At 63.5% G+C, this 14,950-nt stretch carries 14 protein-coding genes; 4 read left to right on the top strand and 10 right to left on the bottom strand.

Features of this window, described 5'->3' with window-relative positions; all coding sequences use genetic code 11:
- Positions 1–51 precede the first annotated feature (51 nt).
- Positions 52–2,184 carry a putative bifunctional diguanylate cyclase/phosphodiesterase gene (locus ACYG9R_RS02695; protein WP_023824159.1) on the top strand — a complete coding sequence of 711 codons (2,133 nt, stop codon included), beginning with the start codon at positions 52–54 and terminating at the stop codon, positions 2,182–2,184.
- Here the strand turns inward: ACYG9R_RS02695 and ACYG9R_RS02700 are convergent.
- Entirely contained in the window at positions 2,153–2,932 is a 780-nt protein-coding gene (locus ACYG9R_RS02700) for an AraC family transcriptional regulator (RefSeq protein ID WP_050589955.1), read from the bottom strand. The two genes, ACYG9R_RS02695 and ACYG9R_RS02700, sit on opposite strands and share 32 nt — an antisense overlap.
- A 160-nt stretch (positions 2,933–3,092) precedes the next feature.
- Here ACYG9R_RS02700 and ACYG9R_RS02705 point away from each other — a divergent pair, with 160 nt between their 5' ends.
- Positions 3,093–4,259, top strand: coding sequence for an amidohydrolase (locus tag ACYG9R_RS02705; protein ID WP_023824161.1), 1,167 nt, complete (start codon positions 3,093–3,095; stop codon positions 4,257–4,259).
- 12 nt (positions 4,260–4,271) lie between these two features.
- On the opposite strand, the gene ACYG9R_RS02710 is transcribed toward ACYG9R_RS02705, so the two are convergent.
- Positions 4,272–5,189: a fatty acid desaturase family protein gene (locus ACYG9R_RS02710; protein WP_023824162.1), complete on the bottom strand. Its 918-nt coding sequence runs from the start codon at positions 5,187–5,189 to the stop codon at positions 4,272–4,274.
- Between the two features lie 87 nt (positions 5,190–5,276).
- Between ACYG9R_RS02710 and ACYG9R_RS02715 the strand changes: the two genes are divergently transcribed.
- Positions 5,277–6,176, top strand: coding sequence for a LysR substrate-binding domain-containing protein (locus tag ACYG9R_RS02715; RefSeq protein ID WP_023824163.1), 900 nt, complete (start codon positions 5,277–5,279; stop codon positions 6,174–6,176).
- 13 nt (positions 6,177–6,189) lie between these two features.
- Here the strand turns inward: ACYG9R_RS02715 and ACYG9R_RS02720 are convergent, their stop codons facing one another.
- The 8 genes from ACYG9R_RS02720 to ACYG9R_RS02755 form a co-directional block, all read right to left on the bottom strand.
- A complete protein-coding gene (locus tag ACYG9R_RS02720; protein WP_023670254.1) occupies positions 6,190–6,462 on the bottom strand; it encodes a DUF3303 domain-containing protein in 273 nt (90 codons plus the stop codon).
- A 37-nt stretch (positions 6,463–6,499) separates the two neighbouring features.
- Positions 6,500–7,963, bottom strand: a complete 1,464-nt coding sequence (locus ACYG9R_RS02725) for a RimK family protein (RefSeq protein WP_023692866.1) — start codon at positions 7,961–7,963, stop codon at positions 6,500–6,502.
- Between the two features lie 5 nt (positions 7,964–7,968).
- On the bottom strand, positions 7,969–9,066 hold the full coding sequence (locus tag ACYG9R_RS02730) for a peptidase C39 family protein (RefSeq protein ID WP_023692865.1): 1,098 nt from the start codon (positions 9,064–9,066) through the stop codon (positions 7,969–7,971).
- Between the two features lie 159 nt (positions 9,067–9,225).
- Complete coding sequence (locus ACYG9R_RS02735) at positions 9,226–10,017, bottom strand: anti-sigma factor family protein (protein ID WP_023687291.1); 792 nt, start codon at positions 10,015–10,017, stop codon at positions 9,226–9,228.
- Positions 10,014–10,532 carry an RNA polymerase sigma factor gene (locus ACYG9R_RS02740; RefSeq protein WP_023670250.1) on the bottom strand — a complete coding sequence of 173 codons (519 nt, stop codon included), beginning with the start codon at positions 10,530–10,532 and terminating at the stop codon, positions 10,014–10,016. Before ACYG9R_RS02740 ends, ACYG9R_RS02735 begins: the two co-directional genes overlap by 4 nt.
- A gap of 162 nt (positions 10,533–10,694) precedes the next feature.
- Complete coding sequence (locus ACYG9R_RS02745) at positions 10,695–11,111, bottom strand: type II toxin-antitoxin system VapC family toxin (RefSeq protein ID WP_023824164.1); 417 nt, start codon at positions 11,109–11,111, stop codon at positions 10,695–10,697.
- Positions 11,111–11,353, bottom strand: coding sequence for a type II toxin-antitoxin system VapB family antitoxin (locus tag ACYG9R_RS02750; RefSeq protein ID WP_023670248.1), 243 nt, complete (start codon positions 11,351–11,353; stop codon positions 11,111–11,113). The genes ACYG9R_RS02745 and ACYG9R_RS02750 overlap by 1 nt, the downstream gene beginning before the upstream one ends.
- Before the next feature lie 47 nt (positions 11,354–11,400).
- Positions 11,401–14,175, bottom strand: coding sequence for a DUF2339 domain-containing protein (locus ACYG9R_RS02755; protein WP_023824165.1), 2,775 nt, complete (start codon positions 14,173–14,175; stop codon positions 11,401–11,403).
- 247 nt (positions 14,176–14,422) lie between these two features.
- On the opposite strand from ACYG9R_RS02755, the gene ACYG9R_RS02760 reads away from it, so the two are divergent.
- Positions 14,423–14,887: an NUDIX domain-containing protein gene (locus ACYG9R_RS02760; RefSeq protein ID WP_023824166.1), complete on the top strand. Its 465-nt coding sequence runs from the start codon at positions 14,423–14,425 to the stop codon at positions 14,885–14,887.
- Positions 14,888–14,950: the final 63 nt, after the last annotated feature.

The following is a 14,950-nucleotide window of genomic DNA, read 5'->3' on the forward strand; positions in this document are numbered from 1 at the left end:
CCAGCGGTAACCACAGTACCGGGTTTCGATCACGGTCAGCAGGCACGCCTCATGTCCGTTGCGCACGTCAAGGGTGGTTCGCCCGTCCGCAGACGGGGAGCCGGAGGCGTCGCCGCGCCACGGCAGATCGCCGACGAACTGCGCCACCAGAACGAGCGCTTTTCCGCGGCCGTCGAGAATATGTCGCATGGGCTGTGCATGTTCGACGCCGACGAGCGGATGATCATCTGCAACGGCAACTATATCAGCATCTTCTCCCTCGACGCGAAGATCGTGCGGCCCGGCATCGCGTTCCTGGACATTCTAAAGCACAGCGTCGACATCGGTGTCGCCTCACAGAGCGCCGAAGACCTGTATGCCATCCGCAAGCCCTATATCGAGCGCGCGCAAGCCTCGACCTACGAGGAAATACTGTCGGACGGACGTATCGTTTCCATCACGCACCGGCCGCTGGCCTCAGGCGGCTGGGTGTCGATCTATGAGGACATTACGGAGCAAAGGCGGGCCGAGCAGGAACTGAAGGAGCAGCACCGCCGCTTCGATGCGGCGCTCGCCAACATGTCGCAAGGCCTGTTGATGTACGACGCCGAAGGCACGCTGATCGTGCGCAACCAGCGCTTCCTCGACCTCTACAAGGTCACGCCTGACGACTTCCCGCTCGGCATGAGCCAGCGCGCCCTGCTCGAACAGATGGTGCGACTGCGCATCTATCCGTCGATGGACATTGACGGCGAGATCGCCAACACCAGAGCCAGCCTGCAGGCCGGTGAGGAGCGTTCGACAGACCGCAGCCTTGCCGATGGCCGAACGCTGCTGGTTGCGCGCCGGCCGCTTGCCGGTGGCGGCTGGGTGGCGACCTTCGAAGACATCACCGAGCGCCGGCGCGCCGAAGAGCGCATGAGCCACCTTGCCCATTACGACACGCTGACCGACCTGCCCAACCGCTCGATGTTTCGCGAACGGCTCGACCAGGCGATGGCCGGCGATACACCGTTGGCGATCTTCTCGCTCGACCTCGATCGCTTCAAGGCCGTTAACGACACCTGGGGACACCCGGCCGGTGACTGGCTGCTGAAATGCGTGGCGGAGCGGTTGCGGCACAGCCTGCGCAGCGACACCGATGTGGTCGCCCGCCTCGGTGGCGACGAGTTCGCCATCCTGCAGTTCAATCCCAAAGGCGCCACCGATGCGGAACAACTGGCAAAACGCATCGTCGCTGTCGTCAGCCAGCCGTTTCGCGACAAGGGCCGCGACATGCATGTCGGCATCAGCCTTGGCATCGCGCTGTATCCCGGTGACGGCAAGGACGCCGACACGCTTTTGAAGAACGCCGACATGGCGCTTTACAGCGGCAAGAGCGAAGGCCGCAACGTTTACCGCTTTTTCGAGCCCGGCATGGATGCCTTGGTGCGGGCGCGCCTGGCGCTCGAAACCGATCTCGAGACGGCACTGAAGCGGCGGGAGTTCGTGCTGGAGTTCCAGCCGATCACCAACATCGCGTCGGGCAAGATTGTCGGCGCCGAAGCGTTGATGCGGTGGAATTCACCGACGCGCGGCCTGGTGGCGCCCGACGATTTCATCGCAGCCGCCGAAGACAGCGGGCTGATCGTTCCGCTGGGCGAATGGGCGCTGAAAAAGGCCTGCAGCGTGGCCGCCGGCTGGCCGCCTGGAATGCGCATCGCCGTCAATGTCTCGGCAGTGCAAATCAGAAGCGCCGACTTTGCCCGCAGCGTGATTTCGGCGCTGGCCGTTTCCGGTGTGCCGGCCAGCCGGCTCGAACTGGAAATCACCGAGACCGTGCTGATGGATGAGAGCGAGACGGTGCTGAAGACGCTGAGACAGCTGCGCGAACTCGGTATCCGCATCGCGCTCGACGATTTCGGCACCGGCTATTCGTCGCTCGGTTATCTCAGGCGTTTTCCCGTCGACAAGATCAAGATCGACCGCTCCTTCATCCACGATATCGACAACAAGGACACGGCGGCGATCGTGCGCACGATCATCGGGCTTGGTGCCGAACTTGGCATCACCGTCACCGCCGAAGGCGTCGAGACCGAAGCGCAGCTCGACATATTGCGCAAGGCTGGCTGCGTCGAGGCGCAGGGCTTTCTGATCGGCATGCCGTCAAAGGCCGCCGACATGGCTCGACTTCTCAAGACGAGGGCAGCGTCCCGGCGCGCCTGAACATCCCCGGCGTCATTCCATGCGCGGCGCGGAAGGTGCGCGAGAGATGGCTTTGGTCGGAGAAGCCGGCCGCAAAGGCGGCACCGGCGAGATCTGAACCTTGCCGGATCAGCAGATCGGCACGGCGCAGCCTGCGGTCACGGATGAAGGCAGCAGGGGTGAGACCCAGCACTTTCCTGAAATCGCGGATAACTTGAAAGCGCGTCACGCCTGCGGCTTCAGCGAGCCGCTGCAAATCGAGGTCCGAGTTCAGATGGTCTTCGATGACCTGTTCATAGACCCGGAGCCGGCTTTTCGATCCGAAGCTTTCGACCGCCTCGCGCCGCCGGCCGCCCCAATCGCCGTGGCGCAGGATGAGCTTGCGCAAGGCGATCAGCATGGATGTTTCGGCGCTCGTGGCATCACCCGATGTCGAAGCCAAGTGCGCGACGCCTACTGCCTGGACGAGATCGGCATCATCGACGATCGCTTGCGAAAACAACGGCGGGCGATCCTGCCCGAGTTCGTCCGCGATCGCACCCATGAGCCAGGCCGACGGATAGAAGGTGCGGTAAGCCCAACCCTGGTCGGCACCCGCCTCGCCGTCATGCCATATCTCCGGATTGACGAGCAGAACCGTGCCCGACGGCGCGAGGACAGTCTCGTTGCCGATGCGGACCCGCTCGCACCCTTGCGTGATCAGGGCGACGACATAGGTCGGGTGCGTGTGCAGCTGGTAGCGATGCCGCGTGAAGCGCGCCTTGAGCATGCCAAGATCGCGAAAGCGCGGATGACGCCAGAACTGCGTCGTCTCCTGAGGCTGTTGAATTCCAGACACGGTCAATCCTGTTCAAGACGCTGCCGGCGCAAATCCTTTACGTGCTGGCATCGACAAGGCCGAATTTACGATAGCCGGCAAGGAGAGCGCAATGCTGCACAACGACCCCATCGCCGCCCTCACCCCGCAGGTGGTGGAATGGCGGCATCACATCCACGCCAACCCCGAACTCGGTTTCCAAGAGTATGAGACCGTGCGCTTCGTCGCCGACAAGCTGCGCACCTTCGGGCTCGACGAGGTTCATGAAGGCATAGGCGGCACCGGCGTGGTTGGCGTCCTCAGAGGACGACCAGGCGTGCGCGCCATCGGGCTTCGGGCCGAACTCGATGCCTTGCCCGTGCTGGAGAAGACAGGATTGCCATATGCGTCGAAGAAAGACGGCGTGATGCATGCCTGCGGCCACGACGGGCACATCGCGATGCTGCTCGGCGCCGCCAAGCTGCTCGCCGACAACAGAGCCTTCGACGGCACCGTCTGTTTCATCTTCCAGCCGGCGGAAGAAAATGAAGGCGGCGCCATGCGGATGATCGAGGACGGACTGTTCGAGCGCTTCCCCGTGGAAGCCGTCTACGCCGTCCACAACTGGCCGGGGCTGCCGCTCGGAAAGATCGCGGCCCGTGCCGGGTCGATGATGGCGGCCGTCGACACTTTCGAACTGAACTTTGAGGGGACCGGCGCGCATGCCGCCATGCCGCAGCTAGGCGACGATCCCGTGCTCGCGGCCGGCGCCTTCGTTCAAGCCGTGCAGCGCATCGTCAGCCGTTCGGTCGACCCGCAAATGGCGCTGGTCGTTTCGATCACCCAGATCCATGGCGGCAATGTCGGCAACATCGTGCCGGGCAAGGTCTGGCTGCAGGGAACCTGCCGCTTCTTCGAGCCCACTTTGTCGGACCATTGCGAAAGGCTGATCGGCGACATCGCGCAAGGCATTGCCTCGGCGCATGCACTCACCGCCAAGCTCGCCTACAAGAAAGGCTACCCGCCGCTGGTCAACACGTCGGCTGCCACTGACCGGGCCGTCCAGGCGGCAACCGCGGTTGTCGGCCGCGAGCAGGTCGAGACCGCATTCAACCCGAGCCTCGGCTGCGAGGATTTTGCCTACATGGTCCGCGAAGCCGGCGGCTGCTATGCCTGGGTCGGCGCAGGAGCGGTCAGACTGGGCGAAGGGCTGCACGGCGATCGCTATGTCTTCAACGACGCCATCGTCCCCACCGTGCTCCGCTATTTCGTCACGCTCGTTGAGCAGACGCTACGCTGACGGCCGAGCGCCTCAGCGCAAGGTCTCGACGTATTTCTCGTGGAAGCTGAAATAGCCGGGTTCGACGACTTTGAGATGGCGCTCGATCAGCTGGTGGAAGGCCGGCAGCTGATGGAAGGGCACGCCGGGATAGGCGTGGTGCTCGGCGTGATACGGCATGTTCCAGGCGACTTTGCGCACCAGCCAGTTGGTCAGCGTGGTGCGGGTGTTTTCCAGCATGTTGGCGACAAGCGGGCAGCGGCCATGCTCAGCCAGCAGATAGAGCCTGAGGAAAGGCTGGCCGAGCAGCGCCGGCACGATCCAGACATAGAGCAGTACACTTGCCTCGAACCACAGGGCTAGCGCGGCGACCACGACATAGAAAGCGATCATGGCGCGGGCTTCAGTGCGCACCTTGGGCAGGCCTTTCGGCGGCACGTAGCTGTCGTGGCAGCCTCCAATCGCGTTGGTGTAGAGTGTCTGCAAATGCCCCCACCACACCGGCAGGCCCGAGGCGTGGACAATGTATTGCCGCATCGTCTCCGGTTTCGGGAAGGCGAGTTCCGGATCGTTCTCGGGATCCTGGGTGAAACGGTGATGGGCGAAGTGGAAATAGCGAAACCAGTCGGCGGGCAGCGCGATCGCCAGGCTGCAGACCCTTGCGGCGGCATCGTTGAGCCACTGCGTCTCGAACGCCGTCCTGTGCACCGTCTCATGCAGCAGCGTGAACAGGAAGACGATAAGAATGCCTTGCGGCAACATCAACAGCGGCCAGTACGACACCTTGGCCGCAATCAGCCCGCCGATAGCCACAATCGCGCCGAGATGGAAGGCGAGTTGGACCAGACCCGGCCCGTCCGACTTGCCGGTCAGGCGGCTGCGCTGCTCATTGGTCAGGAACGCGATGACGTCGCGATGGTCTCTGGGTTCAAACTGGGCCGATACGGTCATGGCGCCAAGCTACTCGAATAAGAAAGCTTTCAAAAGACGAGGATTTCTGCGACACAGATAAGCTGACCTTACCTATCGGATCACCCAATGACCGCGCTTCCTTCCCTGAGAGGACTTCAAGCCTTCGAGGCGGCGGCGCGCTCGGGGAGTTTCGCCGCAGCGGCGGATGAGCTCTCGATCTCGGCGGCTGCGGTCAGCCAGCTCATTCGCACCGTCGAGGAGCAGATGGGTCGAAAACTGTTCCATCGCGTCAACCGCCGCGTGGTGCTGACGGAAGCCGGTGTCGAGATGCTGCCCCGGCTGACCCTGGCTTTTCGGGAGATCGGCAGCATCGCGCGTGGCAGCGATGCCTTCCGCCCGCGGCTTGTCGTATCGGTGCCGCCGTCCATGGCGATGGGCTGGCTTTCCGAACGCCTCGCCGGCTTTGTCGCCAGCCACGGCGCCGTCGACATATCCCTGCGCGGCGATGACGATCCGGTGCCGTTCGACCGCGAACTGATCGACATCCGGCTGTCCTTCGGCCCGCACTATCGTGAACACCCGAGCGAGGAGATCGTCAGGGACGCCGTCTACCCCGTCTGCGCGCCAGAACTCACCGCCAAAACCGACAGCCTCGCCGGCCTGCCACTGATTCACACCGACTGGGGACCGACCGGCGCGTCGTTTCCGTCTTGGCGCACCTGGTTCGAGGCGGCGGGCATAGAACCCGGCCGCGCAGTGCAGCGCGGCCTGTCGGCGAACTCGTCGCGGGCAGCGCTCGACCTTGCCATTTCAGGGCTGGGCGTGGCGCTGGCGCAAGGCATTTATTGCGCCGGGGCGCTGGAAGAGGGCCGTTTGGTCCGGGCTAATGCCCTATCGATCGCGCTGCGTCAGCCATATTGCCTGACGATCCCGGAACGCAGTGCAAGGCGCGACCTGGTGGCGGCGTTTCGCAATTGGCTGATTGAGGAATGCCGGCGGTCGGTGGGTTCGCCGGTGCTCGGCTGATGGACCGAACTGCTCAGAGATGGCCGGCCAGTGCGGCGACCATGTCCTTGTTCGTCGCCACGGGAATGATCTCGAACTCCACCAGGTCAGACCATTCGATGACCCAGCGCTGCAGCAGCGTGACGTCATCGGCTTCGACCAAAAGGAAGCAGCGGCTCATATCAGCCGCGATCCAGGAGTGGTGCACGACAAGCGCGTCCGGCTTCAATCGGCCGCGCTCGCCGAAACGGCGGTAGATCTCCTTGCGGTCGCAGCCGGTGAAATCCTCGATGACGATGAACTGCATTTTTCCCCCTCGGTTGAATACCGCCCGGGACGGCAAACTAACGCCCGGGACGGTCCAGCCGCTCCAGGAACCATTGCGTCAGCCGCACCCAGACTTCGTCCTTTTCGCCGGAATCCTCCCAGCCATGGTCGAGGTTCGGGTTGTCGTTGACCTCGATGACGAAGACGCCATCCTTGGTTTCCTTGAGATCGACGCCGTAAAGCCCGTCGCCGATGCAGCGCGCCGCCTTCACCGCGGTGTCGACGACATGCGGCGGCGTCTCTTTCAGCGTGAAGGTCTTGATACCGCCCTGGTCAGGCTTGCCGCTGGCCTTGTGGTTGACGATCTGCCAGTGTTTTTTCGCCATCAGATAATGCACGGCAAACAGCGGCTGCCCGCCGAGCACGCCGACGCGCCAGTCATATTCGGTCGGGATGAATTTCTGCGCGATCAGGAGATCGGAATCCTCCAGCCACTCGGTGGCGAGCGTCTTCAGTTCTTCGAAGTTGCCGCATTTCTTGACGCCGCGCGAGAACGATGAATCCGGGATCTTCAGCACCAGCGGAAAGCCCAGCGTCTGCGCCGCCAGTTCGAGGTCCGAGGTGCCGGCTATCATCACCGTCGGCGGCACCGGCACCTTGTTGTAGGCCATCAGTTCGTTGAGATAGACCTTGTTGGTGCAGCGGATCATCGACAGCGGGTCGTCGATCACCGGCATGCCTTCCTGCTGGGCGCGGCGCGCGAAGCGGTAGGTGTGGTTTGAGATCGAGGTGGTCTCGCGGATGAACAGCGCGTCGTAATTGGCGAGCTTGGCCAGGTCCTTCCTGGTGATCGGCTCGATTTCGACGCCCATCTTTTCGGCGATCTTGGCCCAGTAACGCAGCGAGGAAATCTCCGACGGCGGCAGTTCCTCATGCGGATCGACCAGCGTGGCGAAGGTGTAGCGTGCCGGCGTGCGGCCCTTGGTGTCGCGCCACTCGCGGTTGGTGTACGTCTCGAGCGCCTGCACGAAGAGGGCTTCTTCCTCCTCGGCCATCCTGGCCAGCGGCAGGAAGCCTATCTTGCGGATCGAAGCCCATTCGGCGCTGTCCTTGATGTGAACCTCAAGCGCCGGAGCGCGGAACCAGTCGAACAACAGCTTGGCGAAGCGGTCCCAGACCTTCGACGGTCCGATGCCGAAGAAGATGCAGATTTTTTGCGGGAAAACGCCTCCGAGATCCTTGCGGCATTTGTTGAGCGCCAGCTCCAGTTCCGGCAGCGCGTGCTCGTAGAGCTTGCGCTCGGACAGGTCGATCATCGTCTCGACCGTCGGGATGACCTTGTGGCCGCGCGAACCGGCGAGCAGAGAGGCATAATAGCCGCGGCTCTGGTAGGCGTAATTGTTCGACAGGTTGATGACCTTCGGCTGCTGGCCGCGAAACAGCGCCGGATGCGCAAGATAGTCACGGTTGGTGATGATCTTGTGCGGCGTCGCCGCCGGGTCGAGATCGTTCTGACGGCCGGTGAGGATGACCCAGGTCATTGTTATCAGCGTTTCCCAAGAGTGATGGCAGCACGCAGTCCGTCGCGGCCGAATTGCGCCATGTTCATGAAGATGCCGTGCGGCACGGGAATGTTGGCGGCATCGAGGATGGTCTCCTGTCTTTCGTCCTCGACCCAGGGATCGTGGATCAGGATGTGGTCGCCATCGTCGCCGATAGCCAGCACCCAATGCGGCACCTTCTTGCCGAACATCAGGAAGCCGCTGATCAGCACCAGCACCAGTTTTCCCTGAGCCAGGGCGCCGCGGATATCATCGATGGTGAACGGACGGTAATTCACCGGGATGCCGTAAAGTTCCGCGCGGCGGCGAAAGTCCACCTGGGCAAGTTCCATCACCCGGCGCTTGTCGTCGCTGCGCACCGATTGCAAGAACAGCGCGCCATAGAAGGACACGAAGATTTCCGCCGCAAGCCCGCTTTCGTAGCCGGAAACCGCAAGGCCGAAGGGCTCGCAGCCGCCCGGGCCGGACATCATGAACACGGTCGTTGCCTCGCGCCATAGGCGGATTTCCATGACCGGATCGGGCACGAAGCCGGAATCGAAATTGGCCATCGCCATCATCAGGCAGCATGGACCGCAGGTGAACTCGCAGGTCTGCTGGTAGAACGGGACTTTGGTGGCGACCGGAATATCGCCGCGCAAGGTCTTTTCGTAGCGCAGCGCGGTGGCGCCATCCTCGTAATAGTGAGGCTCGCGACCGATCTTGCGGTAGCCGCTCTGCTCATAGATGCCAATGGCGCGAAGATTGTCCTCGCGCACTTCGAGACGCAACATCATGCGGTCGTGCTCGAAGGCAGCTTCTTCGGCCGCTGCAAGCAGCATGCGGCCAATGCCGCGGCCGCTGAAAAACGGGCTGGTGGCAAGCGAATAGAGCCGGGCGACGCCGCTGCCCTTGCGAAACAGCACGATGGCGTAGCCGGCGACACGACCATCGCTTTCGGCGACCAGCATCTCGGCTGTCTCGCGTTCGATCAACAAGCGGAAGGAGCGCCGGGAAATGCGGTCACTGGAAAAGACCGCCTTCTCGATGGCGGCGAGGTCATCGACGTCGGACGCGCGGGCCTTGCGAATCTCGGCAGGCATGCGGGTTTGGAAAACCTCGATTGGGTGGAGGAAAAGACCGCAGTCAAAAACGTCGCAAACATCAGCCGAAACGCCGATATCCATCAAGCGCTATCGCACTTCGAATAGGGCCGAATTGTGACACTTTCTACCCCGGCGCATTCCCGAAACGGAATGCGCTTAACTGGCGATACCAGCCAGAAGCTGACCGTAGGCCCGCTTGGCGACCGCAGCCAGTTGCTCGCGCGGCAGCGAGCCGACGACGGCGCAGGCATAGCCCTTGTCCAGCCAGTAGACCGCCTCGGGGCCGTCGGCGTCCGCCATGTAGGTGCCCTTGGACTTGGCTGAGGAATCAGCGGTAACGAACAAGGAGATGCGCTGACCCTTGGCGTCCTCGTAAAGCAGCATCGCTGCCTTGCCCTGGCCGGCGGGCAGCAGCCGGCCGCCAACCAGCTGGAAGCCTTCCGCCACCAGATCCGGCGCCACCAGTTTCAGGCCGACGCGGTTGGACAGCCAGGTCTGCAGGTGATCCTTGTCGCTTGCCGGCACTTCCACCGCATGGCGCTGTTCGGCGGCATAGATGACATGGGCGGCGATCGCCTCTTCGGCCAGTTGGTCATCGGCGCCATCTTCCCTGCCGATGCCGTCGATGCCGGCAAAATAGCCGCCAAGACCGCCGATGACGAGCACTGCGGCCGCCGCGGCCGCAAGCCACCAGCGCGACTGCCGCGCCGCCGCTTTGGTCGCGCCTTCACCGCTAACGATTTGCTTGAACAGCACCGGCACGGGCTCGTCGAGCACACCGGCAAAGGCGGCGCGCAACGCGGCGCGGTCGGCGGTGTAGCGGGCGCTTTTCGCCTTCATTTCGGGATTGGCGTCGATCCAGGCGTCGTAGGCGGCGCGCTCGTCGCCCGGCAGCTCGCCGTCGAGAGCCATGTGGATATCGCGTTCGGAAAAATCGCGGCGGGTCATTTCTCGACGATCCTTATCGAGCGGCGGCGCGCCGTGTCATCGAGCAGGCTGCGCAGCTCCTCGCGTCCGCGCGCTATGCGCGACATCAGCGTGCCGGCGGGCACGCCGAGAATGTTGGCGGCTTCGGCATAGGAGAATCCTTCGATGGCGACCATGACGAGAGCGGCGCGACGGTCGGGGCTGATCGCCTGCAATGCGTCGATGATCTCGCGCGAGGCGGCGTTCTCCGCCTGCTCGGCGGGGACTGCCTGCGCCTCGTTTGCGTCAAGCGGCAGGATCGCCGCCTCACCGCGCCGGTTCACCTTGCGCATCTGATCGATGAACAAATGATGCATGATCGTAAACAGCCACCTCCGGGGGCTTTCTCCTGTCTGCCAGCTTTCAAGCCGCAAGAGCGCTCGTTCGAGGCAATCCTGGACGAGATCGTCGGCGGATTCGCGGTCGCGCAGAAGCGAGCGTGCGTAGCGGCGCAAGCGCGGTATTTCGCCAAGGATTGCTGCCTTCTTTTCGTCCATGACCGCTGGTTCTGAGGTCGCCCTTGTTTAACCCGATTGAACGCGCCTTCCCGGCGCGGCGCAAGCGGCCAGCGCGAAGCGGTCTGCCGCCCCGGTCACCCAAGCACTGAGATAACGAGGTGATCGGCTAAATTATTCCCCGCAATCAACAAGAGGGCCGAATTATCCTAAATCGGTCTGCGCGAAATCATGGCCTTTGTATAGCAGTGGAAGATCGCGGCTTTTCGCGCAGGCGTAAGCAAAACAGTCCCCGAGATTCAGATCCGCCTTGTGGCCAACGGCTTTGCCGTAACGGGCACTCGCGTCAATGGCCCGAGAGCTGATGTTGTCGTCAATGGCCAGACTCTCTCCCATGATCTCCACAATGAACTCATCGATCAGATCGCGGGCATGGAGAAGGGCTTCAGCGCTGGCTCTGCGCGGGCCGGCGCCAGCCCGTGCCAATGCCTGTGTTGCTTCGAAGTGAACCAACGGAGAAACCCAGACCTGCCCGGAAAAACCGGATAGCTGCTTCAGCAATTCCTCCCACCCAGGTTCCTGGTTGAGAATGGCGACGATCACCGACGCGTCGACAAACATCAGTCTTCCCACATCTCGTCGGTGAACTTCTTCATATCGAAATCGGGATTGGGCAGGCCAAGCTTCCTGGCCCTGTCCTGAAGACTGGCGATCCGATCGCGCAGCGGCACCTTCGCCCGATTGCGCTCAAGTTCGTGCACGAGCGCGACCCGCACCGCCTCCGTTTTGCTCGGAGCGTTCGTCTCGCGTTGCAATCTGCTGGCCAGCGCATCCACTTCGTCGTCGCGGATATAGAGCGGCATCGAATATCCTCCGTTGGATATTCATATATTCCATCTCGTATATCACTTCAAGTTGCAGCGTTGGCCTCCCTCGCCGCCCGCGTCAGCAGCCGCTGGTAGAACAGGCCGATGCCGATCAGCACGGCGCCAAGACCGATGAAGGACAGCGCCCTGAGCACGCCTTCCAGTTCCGACATGTCGAACAGGAAGACTTTTACCACGGCAATCGCGATCAGCGCCGCCGAGGCGATGCGCAGCACCTGCGACTTCAGCCAGACGCCGGCGGTGAGCAGCACGACGCCAATGACCAGCCAGAGCGCCGAATAGGTGTAGGTCTCGAGCTGGCCGAGGCCGCTCCACAGGCCGATGAACTCGCCCTTGAACACGCGCCTGACCGACAGTGTGGCGTAGGCGAAGACAAGCAATGCCGCCACCACCGCCAGCATCTGCGCATACCATGGCGGCCGCTTGTCCCTGGCATAGAGCGCCAGCCCGCCGACAGCGATGGCCGGCAGGAGATAAGCCAGGAACAAGAGGTTGAACACCGGGATCTGGCCGGTCGATTCGTCGGTGAACAGCGGATTGAGCACCAGGAAATGCTGGAGGACGATGAAGGCGACCGAGAGCACGCCGGCAGCCATCGAGCCGTAGCGCAGCACAGAGCTTGGCGAGCGCATGTCGATGGCCACCAGTATCGCGCCGGCGCCGATGGCGATCAGCGTATAGATCGCCTGTTCGGCGAGCGTCACCGGGCCGGTGTCGATGACGCCGCCATGCATGGCGTGGCGCACCAGCATGGCGACGGTGAGCAGCGCAAACAGGGCTGCACCCGCCTCCATCGCTAGGCGCGGCCGGCCATTACCAGTTGTTGGTAGTGCGGGGGTGGTACGCGCGAGTTGCCAGGCGGCAAAGCCGAAGGCTAGCGCCGGTACGCCGTATCCCGGCAGCAGCCAGTTGAACACCCGCGTCGTCGTCAGGAACTCGGCGCCGACGATGGTCGGATCGAAGGCGACGCGGCCGAGCACGGCGACGACCGCGCCGACCGAAATCCAGCCCAGCACCGGATAAGAACGCCAACGCGTCGCCAGCGCCGGCACGATGGCGGCAACGCCGGCAAGCAACGTGGTCCAGCCGGAACCGAAGGCCATGTGCAGCATCAGGAGCCCGGCCAGAGCCGAGCCGCAAAGCGCGAAGGAGACGGCGACGTCGCCCTTGAGCGGCGGCTGTTCGGCGCGCGCAATCCATTCGCCGCCGGCGGCGAAGACGACGACCAGAAGGGCAGCTATCGCTGCGTAGACAAGGTCGCGGTCGAGATTGCCGTAGGCGAGCCACAGCGTCAGCAGAATAAGCAGCGGCGCAGCGACGCCCCATGCCGCCCAGCATGCCGCGCGGACCCGTGCTGAGGCGGCGAAGCGGCGTGCGGCCCAGAAGCCGGCGCCGATGAAAACCAGGCCGAGGGCAATGCCGATGCGCAGCGTCAACGGATTTCCGGCCGCCACCGGCATGCCGTCAAAGCCGATATTCCCCTGGGTTATGTCGGAGCCGATGGTGGTGGGCGGAATGATGCCGAGATGGATCATCACGCTCACCACGCCGGCGGCATGCAGCAGCGGCAGCGCGCGCGGCCGGTAGAGTGCGGTGGCGACAAGGGCGACGAGGACGAAGGCGCCCGGCAAGGCGCCACCGGCGGCGACCAGCGTCGTGTCGACCGACAGGCCCAGCGCTGAAAACGCAACGAAAACGCCAGGCACGATCGAGGGCCAGTCGAAGCCCGCCTTTGCAGGTTCCGCTTCGCCGCCACGACTGCCCAGCCAAATAAAGGCAAGCACCGCCAGCGTCACCGCGTCGATGAACAGGATGACGGCAAGGTCGGCGACGAGCGTACTCATCATGTAGGCGATGGTCCAGGCGCCGGTGCCGAAGAAGGCGGCCGCAATCAGGAATTTCCAGTCGCGTATGCGGGAGATCACGGCTGTGGCGGCAAGCACGATCGCCAGGTAGACGAACAGCGCCCATGGGTTGGGCGCCTGCGAGGACACAAGCGCCGGCGTCGCCATCGAGCCGACAAGGCCGATGCCGGCCAGGGCCTGACCATGGACGAGAGCGGCGACAATGGTCGCTACGCCGATGGCGCCGAGCACGGTGAAGGCGAAGGCCGGGCCGACGAAACCGTAAATGGCGTGCGCGGCATAGACCGCACCGAACAGGATGAAGGCGCCGGCAGCCGTCAGGATCGCCGGAATATAGGCGCCTGCAGCCCCTTGCACCGGCACCTTGAAGCCGGTGCGGCGGATGAACTCGCCGCCGCCGATCAGCACCAGGCCGAGCAGCGCCGCCAGGGACAGCCGCACTTCGGGGCCGAAAATGCCGGCCTCGATGGTGTAGCGGATCAGGAACAGGCCGCCCAAAGCCAATGCGACGCCGCCGACCCAGACCGCCCAACGGGTGCCGAGCGCCGTTTCGACCTCGGACTGGCGGGCTGCCTTCGCCGTGGCGGCAGGCGCGGATCCGGTGAATGCCGCCTTGGCCGCGGCTGACAGTTCTGGCACGGCCTCGCTGGTGGCCGCATCGGCTTCGGCGGCCGGTGCCTGGGCATGTGCCGCGTCTGCTGTTGTTGGCGAAGCTATGTCGGCAGCTGGTGCGCTAGCGTGAGCGGAATCCGCCGGTGCGCTTGCAGCCTGCTCGGCCGGTTTGGCAACGGGCGGTGTCGCATGCACTCCGGACAGAACCAGGCTGCGCAGCGCTCCGAGCTCGCGCTCGATCAGACTGACGCGGCCCTGCTGGCGCAAGACGAGGACAAAAAGCACGATAACGACGACGGCGCCAATCAGGCTTTCAAACATGGCGGTTCCCCCAAACCAGGCCAGTTTTCACTGACAATTGCGGCGGCCACACGGCCACCCCAGACGGCTATTCAAGTCACGCCACCGCAATGGTGGCCGAAAAGAAGTTATCGAGCATGTTTCGTCGGCAAATTCCAGCGGCCTACGGTCTTTATCCTCACTCATCATCTGAGATAGCCAGGAATGGCATGCCGCCGCCACTTGCCCAGGAGCCATGCTATCCTCGGATGAACTACGAGGAAATCGAATGCCGAAACGAAGTGCAGGGCTGCTGATCCACCGGACAAGGGCCGGCATTCTCGAATTTCTGCTCGTCCATCCCGGCGGCCCATTCTGGGCAAGGAAGGATGAAGGCGCTTGGTCGATCCCCAAGGGCCTCGTCGAGGACAATGAAGATGAGTTGGCCGCCGCCCGGCGCGAGGCTGGGGAAGAACTCGGCGTCGCGATCGATGGGGATTTCGAACCTGTCGGCAGCTATCGGCAAGCCAGCGGCAAGATCGTCATCGCCTGGAGTGTCGAGGCGGATATCGACGCCGATGCCGTCAAAAGCAACATGTTCACGATGGAATGGCCGCCACGATCTGGCTCGTTGAAGGAATTTCCCGAAGTCGACAGGGCCGGCTGGTTTTCCTTGGCCGAGGCCAGCCGCAAGATCCTCGGCGGTCAGCGCGCCATCCTCGATGATTTCATGGAGCATCGCAAAGCCGGCTGAGGCTCTTGCCCTACGAGTACCCCCACCCTAACCCTCCCCACAAGGGGGAGGGAATGCTGCCGC

The sequence above is a fragment of the Mesorhizobium sp. RSR565B genome (assembly GCF_054719465.1).

Excerpts from the sequence above, each read along its gene's own strand:
- ACYG9R_RS02695 (WP_023824159.1), top strand. The coding sequence starts at position 52 with ATGTCCGTTGCGCACGTCAAGGGTGGTTCGCCCGTCCGCAGACGGGGA.
- ACYG9R_RS02700 (WP_050589955.1), bottom strand. The coding sequence starts at position 2,932 with ATGCTCAAGGCGCGCTTCACGCGGCATCGCTACCAGCTGCACACGCAC.
- ACYG9R_RS02705 (WP_023824161.1), top strand. The coding sequence starts at position 3,093 with ATGCTGCACAACGACCCCATCGCCGCCCTCACCCCGCAGGTGGTGGAA.
- ACYG9R_RS02710 (WP_023824162.1), bottom strand. The coding sequence starts at position 5,189 with ATGACCGTATCGGCCCAGTTTGAACCCAGAGACCATCGCGACGTCATC.
- ACYG9R_RS02715 (WP_023824163.1), top strand. The coding sequence starts at position 5,277 with ATGACCGCGCTTCCTTCCCTGAGAGGACTTCAAGCCTTCGAGGCGGCG.
- ACYG9R_RS02720 (WP_023670254.1), bottom strand. The coding sequence starts at position 6,462 with ATGCAGTTCATCGTCATCGAGGATTTCACCGGCTGCGACCGCAAGGAG.
- ACYG9R_RS02725 (WP_023692866.1), bottom strand. The coding sequence starts at position 7,963 with ATGACCTGGGTCATCCTCACCGGCCGTCAGAACGATCTCGACCCGGCG.
- ACYG9R_RS02730 (WP_023692865.1), bottom strand. The coding sequence starts at position 9,066 with ATGCCTGCCGAGATTCGCAAGGCCCGCGCGTCCGACGTCGATGACCTC.
- ACYG9R_RS02735 (WP_023687291.1), bottom strand. The coding sequence starts at position 10,017 with ATGACCCGCCGCGATTTTTCCGAACGCGATATCCACATGGCTCTCGAC.
- ACYG9R_RS02740 (WP_023670250.1), bottom strand. The coding sequence starts at position 10,532 with ATGGACGAAAAGAAGGCAGCAATCCTTGGCGAAATACCGCGCTTGCGC.
- ACYG9R_RS02745 (WP_023824164.1), bottom strand. The coding sequence starts at position 11,111 with ATGTTTGTCGACGCGTCGGTGATCGTCGCCATTCTCAACCAGGAACCT.
- ACYG9R_RS02750 (WP_023670248.1), bottom strand. The coding sequence starts at position 11,353 with ATGCCGCTCTATATCCGCGACGACGAAGTGGATGCGCTGGCCAGCAGA.
- ACYG9R_RS02755 (WP_023824165.1), bottom strand. The coding sequence starts at position 14,175 with ATGTTTGAAAGCCTGATTGGCGCCGTCGTCGTTATCGTGCTTTTTGTC.
- ACYG9R_RS02760 (WP_023824166.1), top strand. The coding sequence starts at position 14,423 with ATGCCGAAACGAAGTGCAGGGCTGCTGATCCACCGGACAAGGGCCGGC.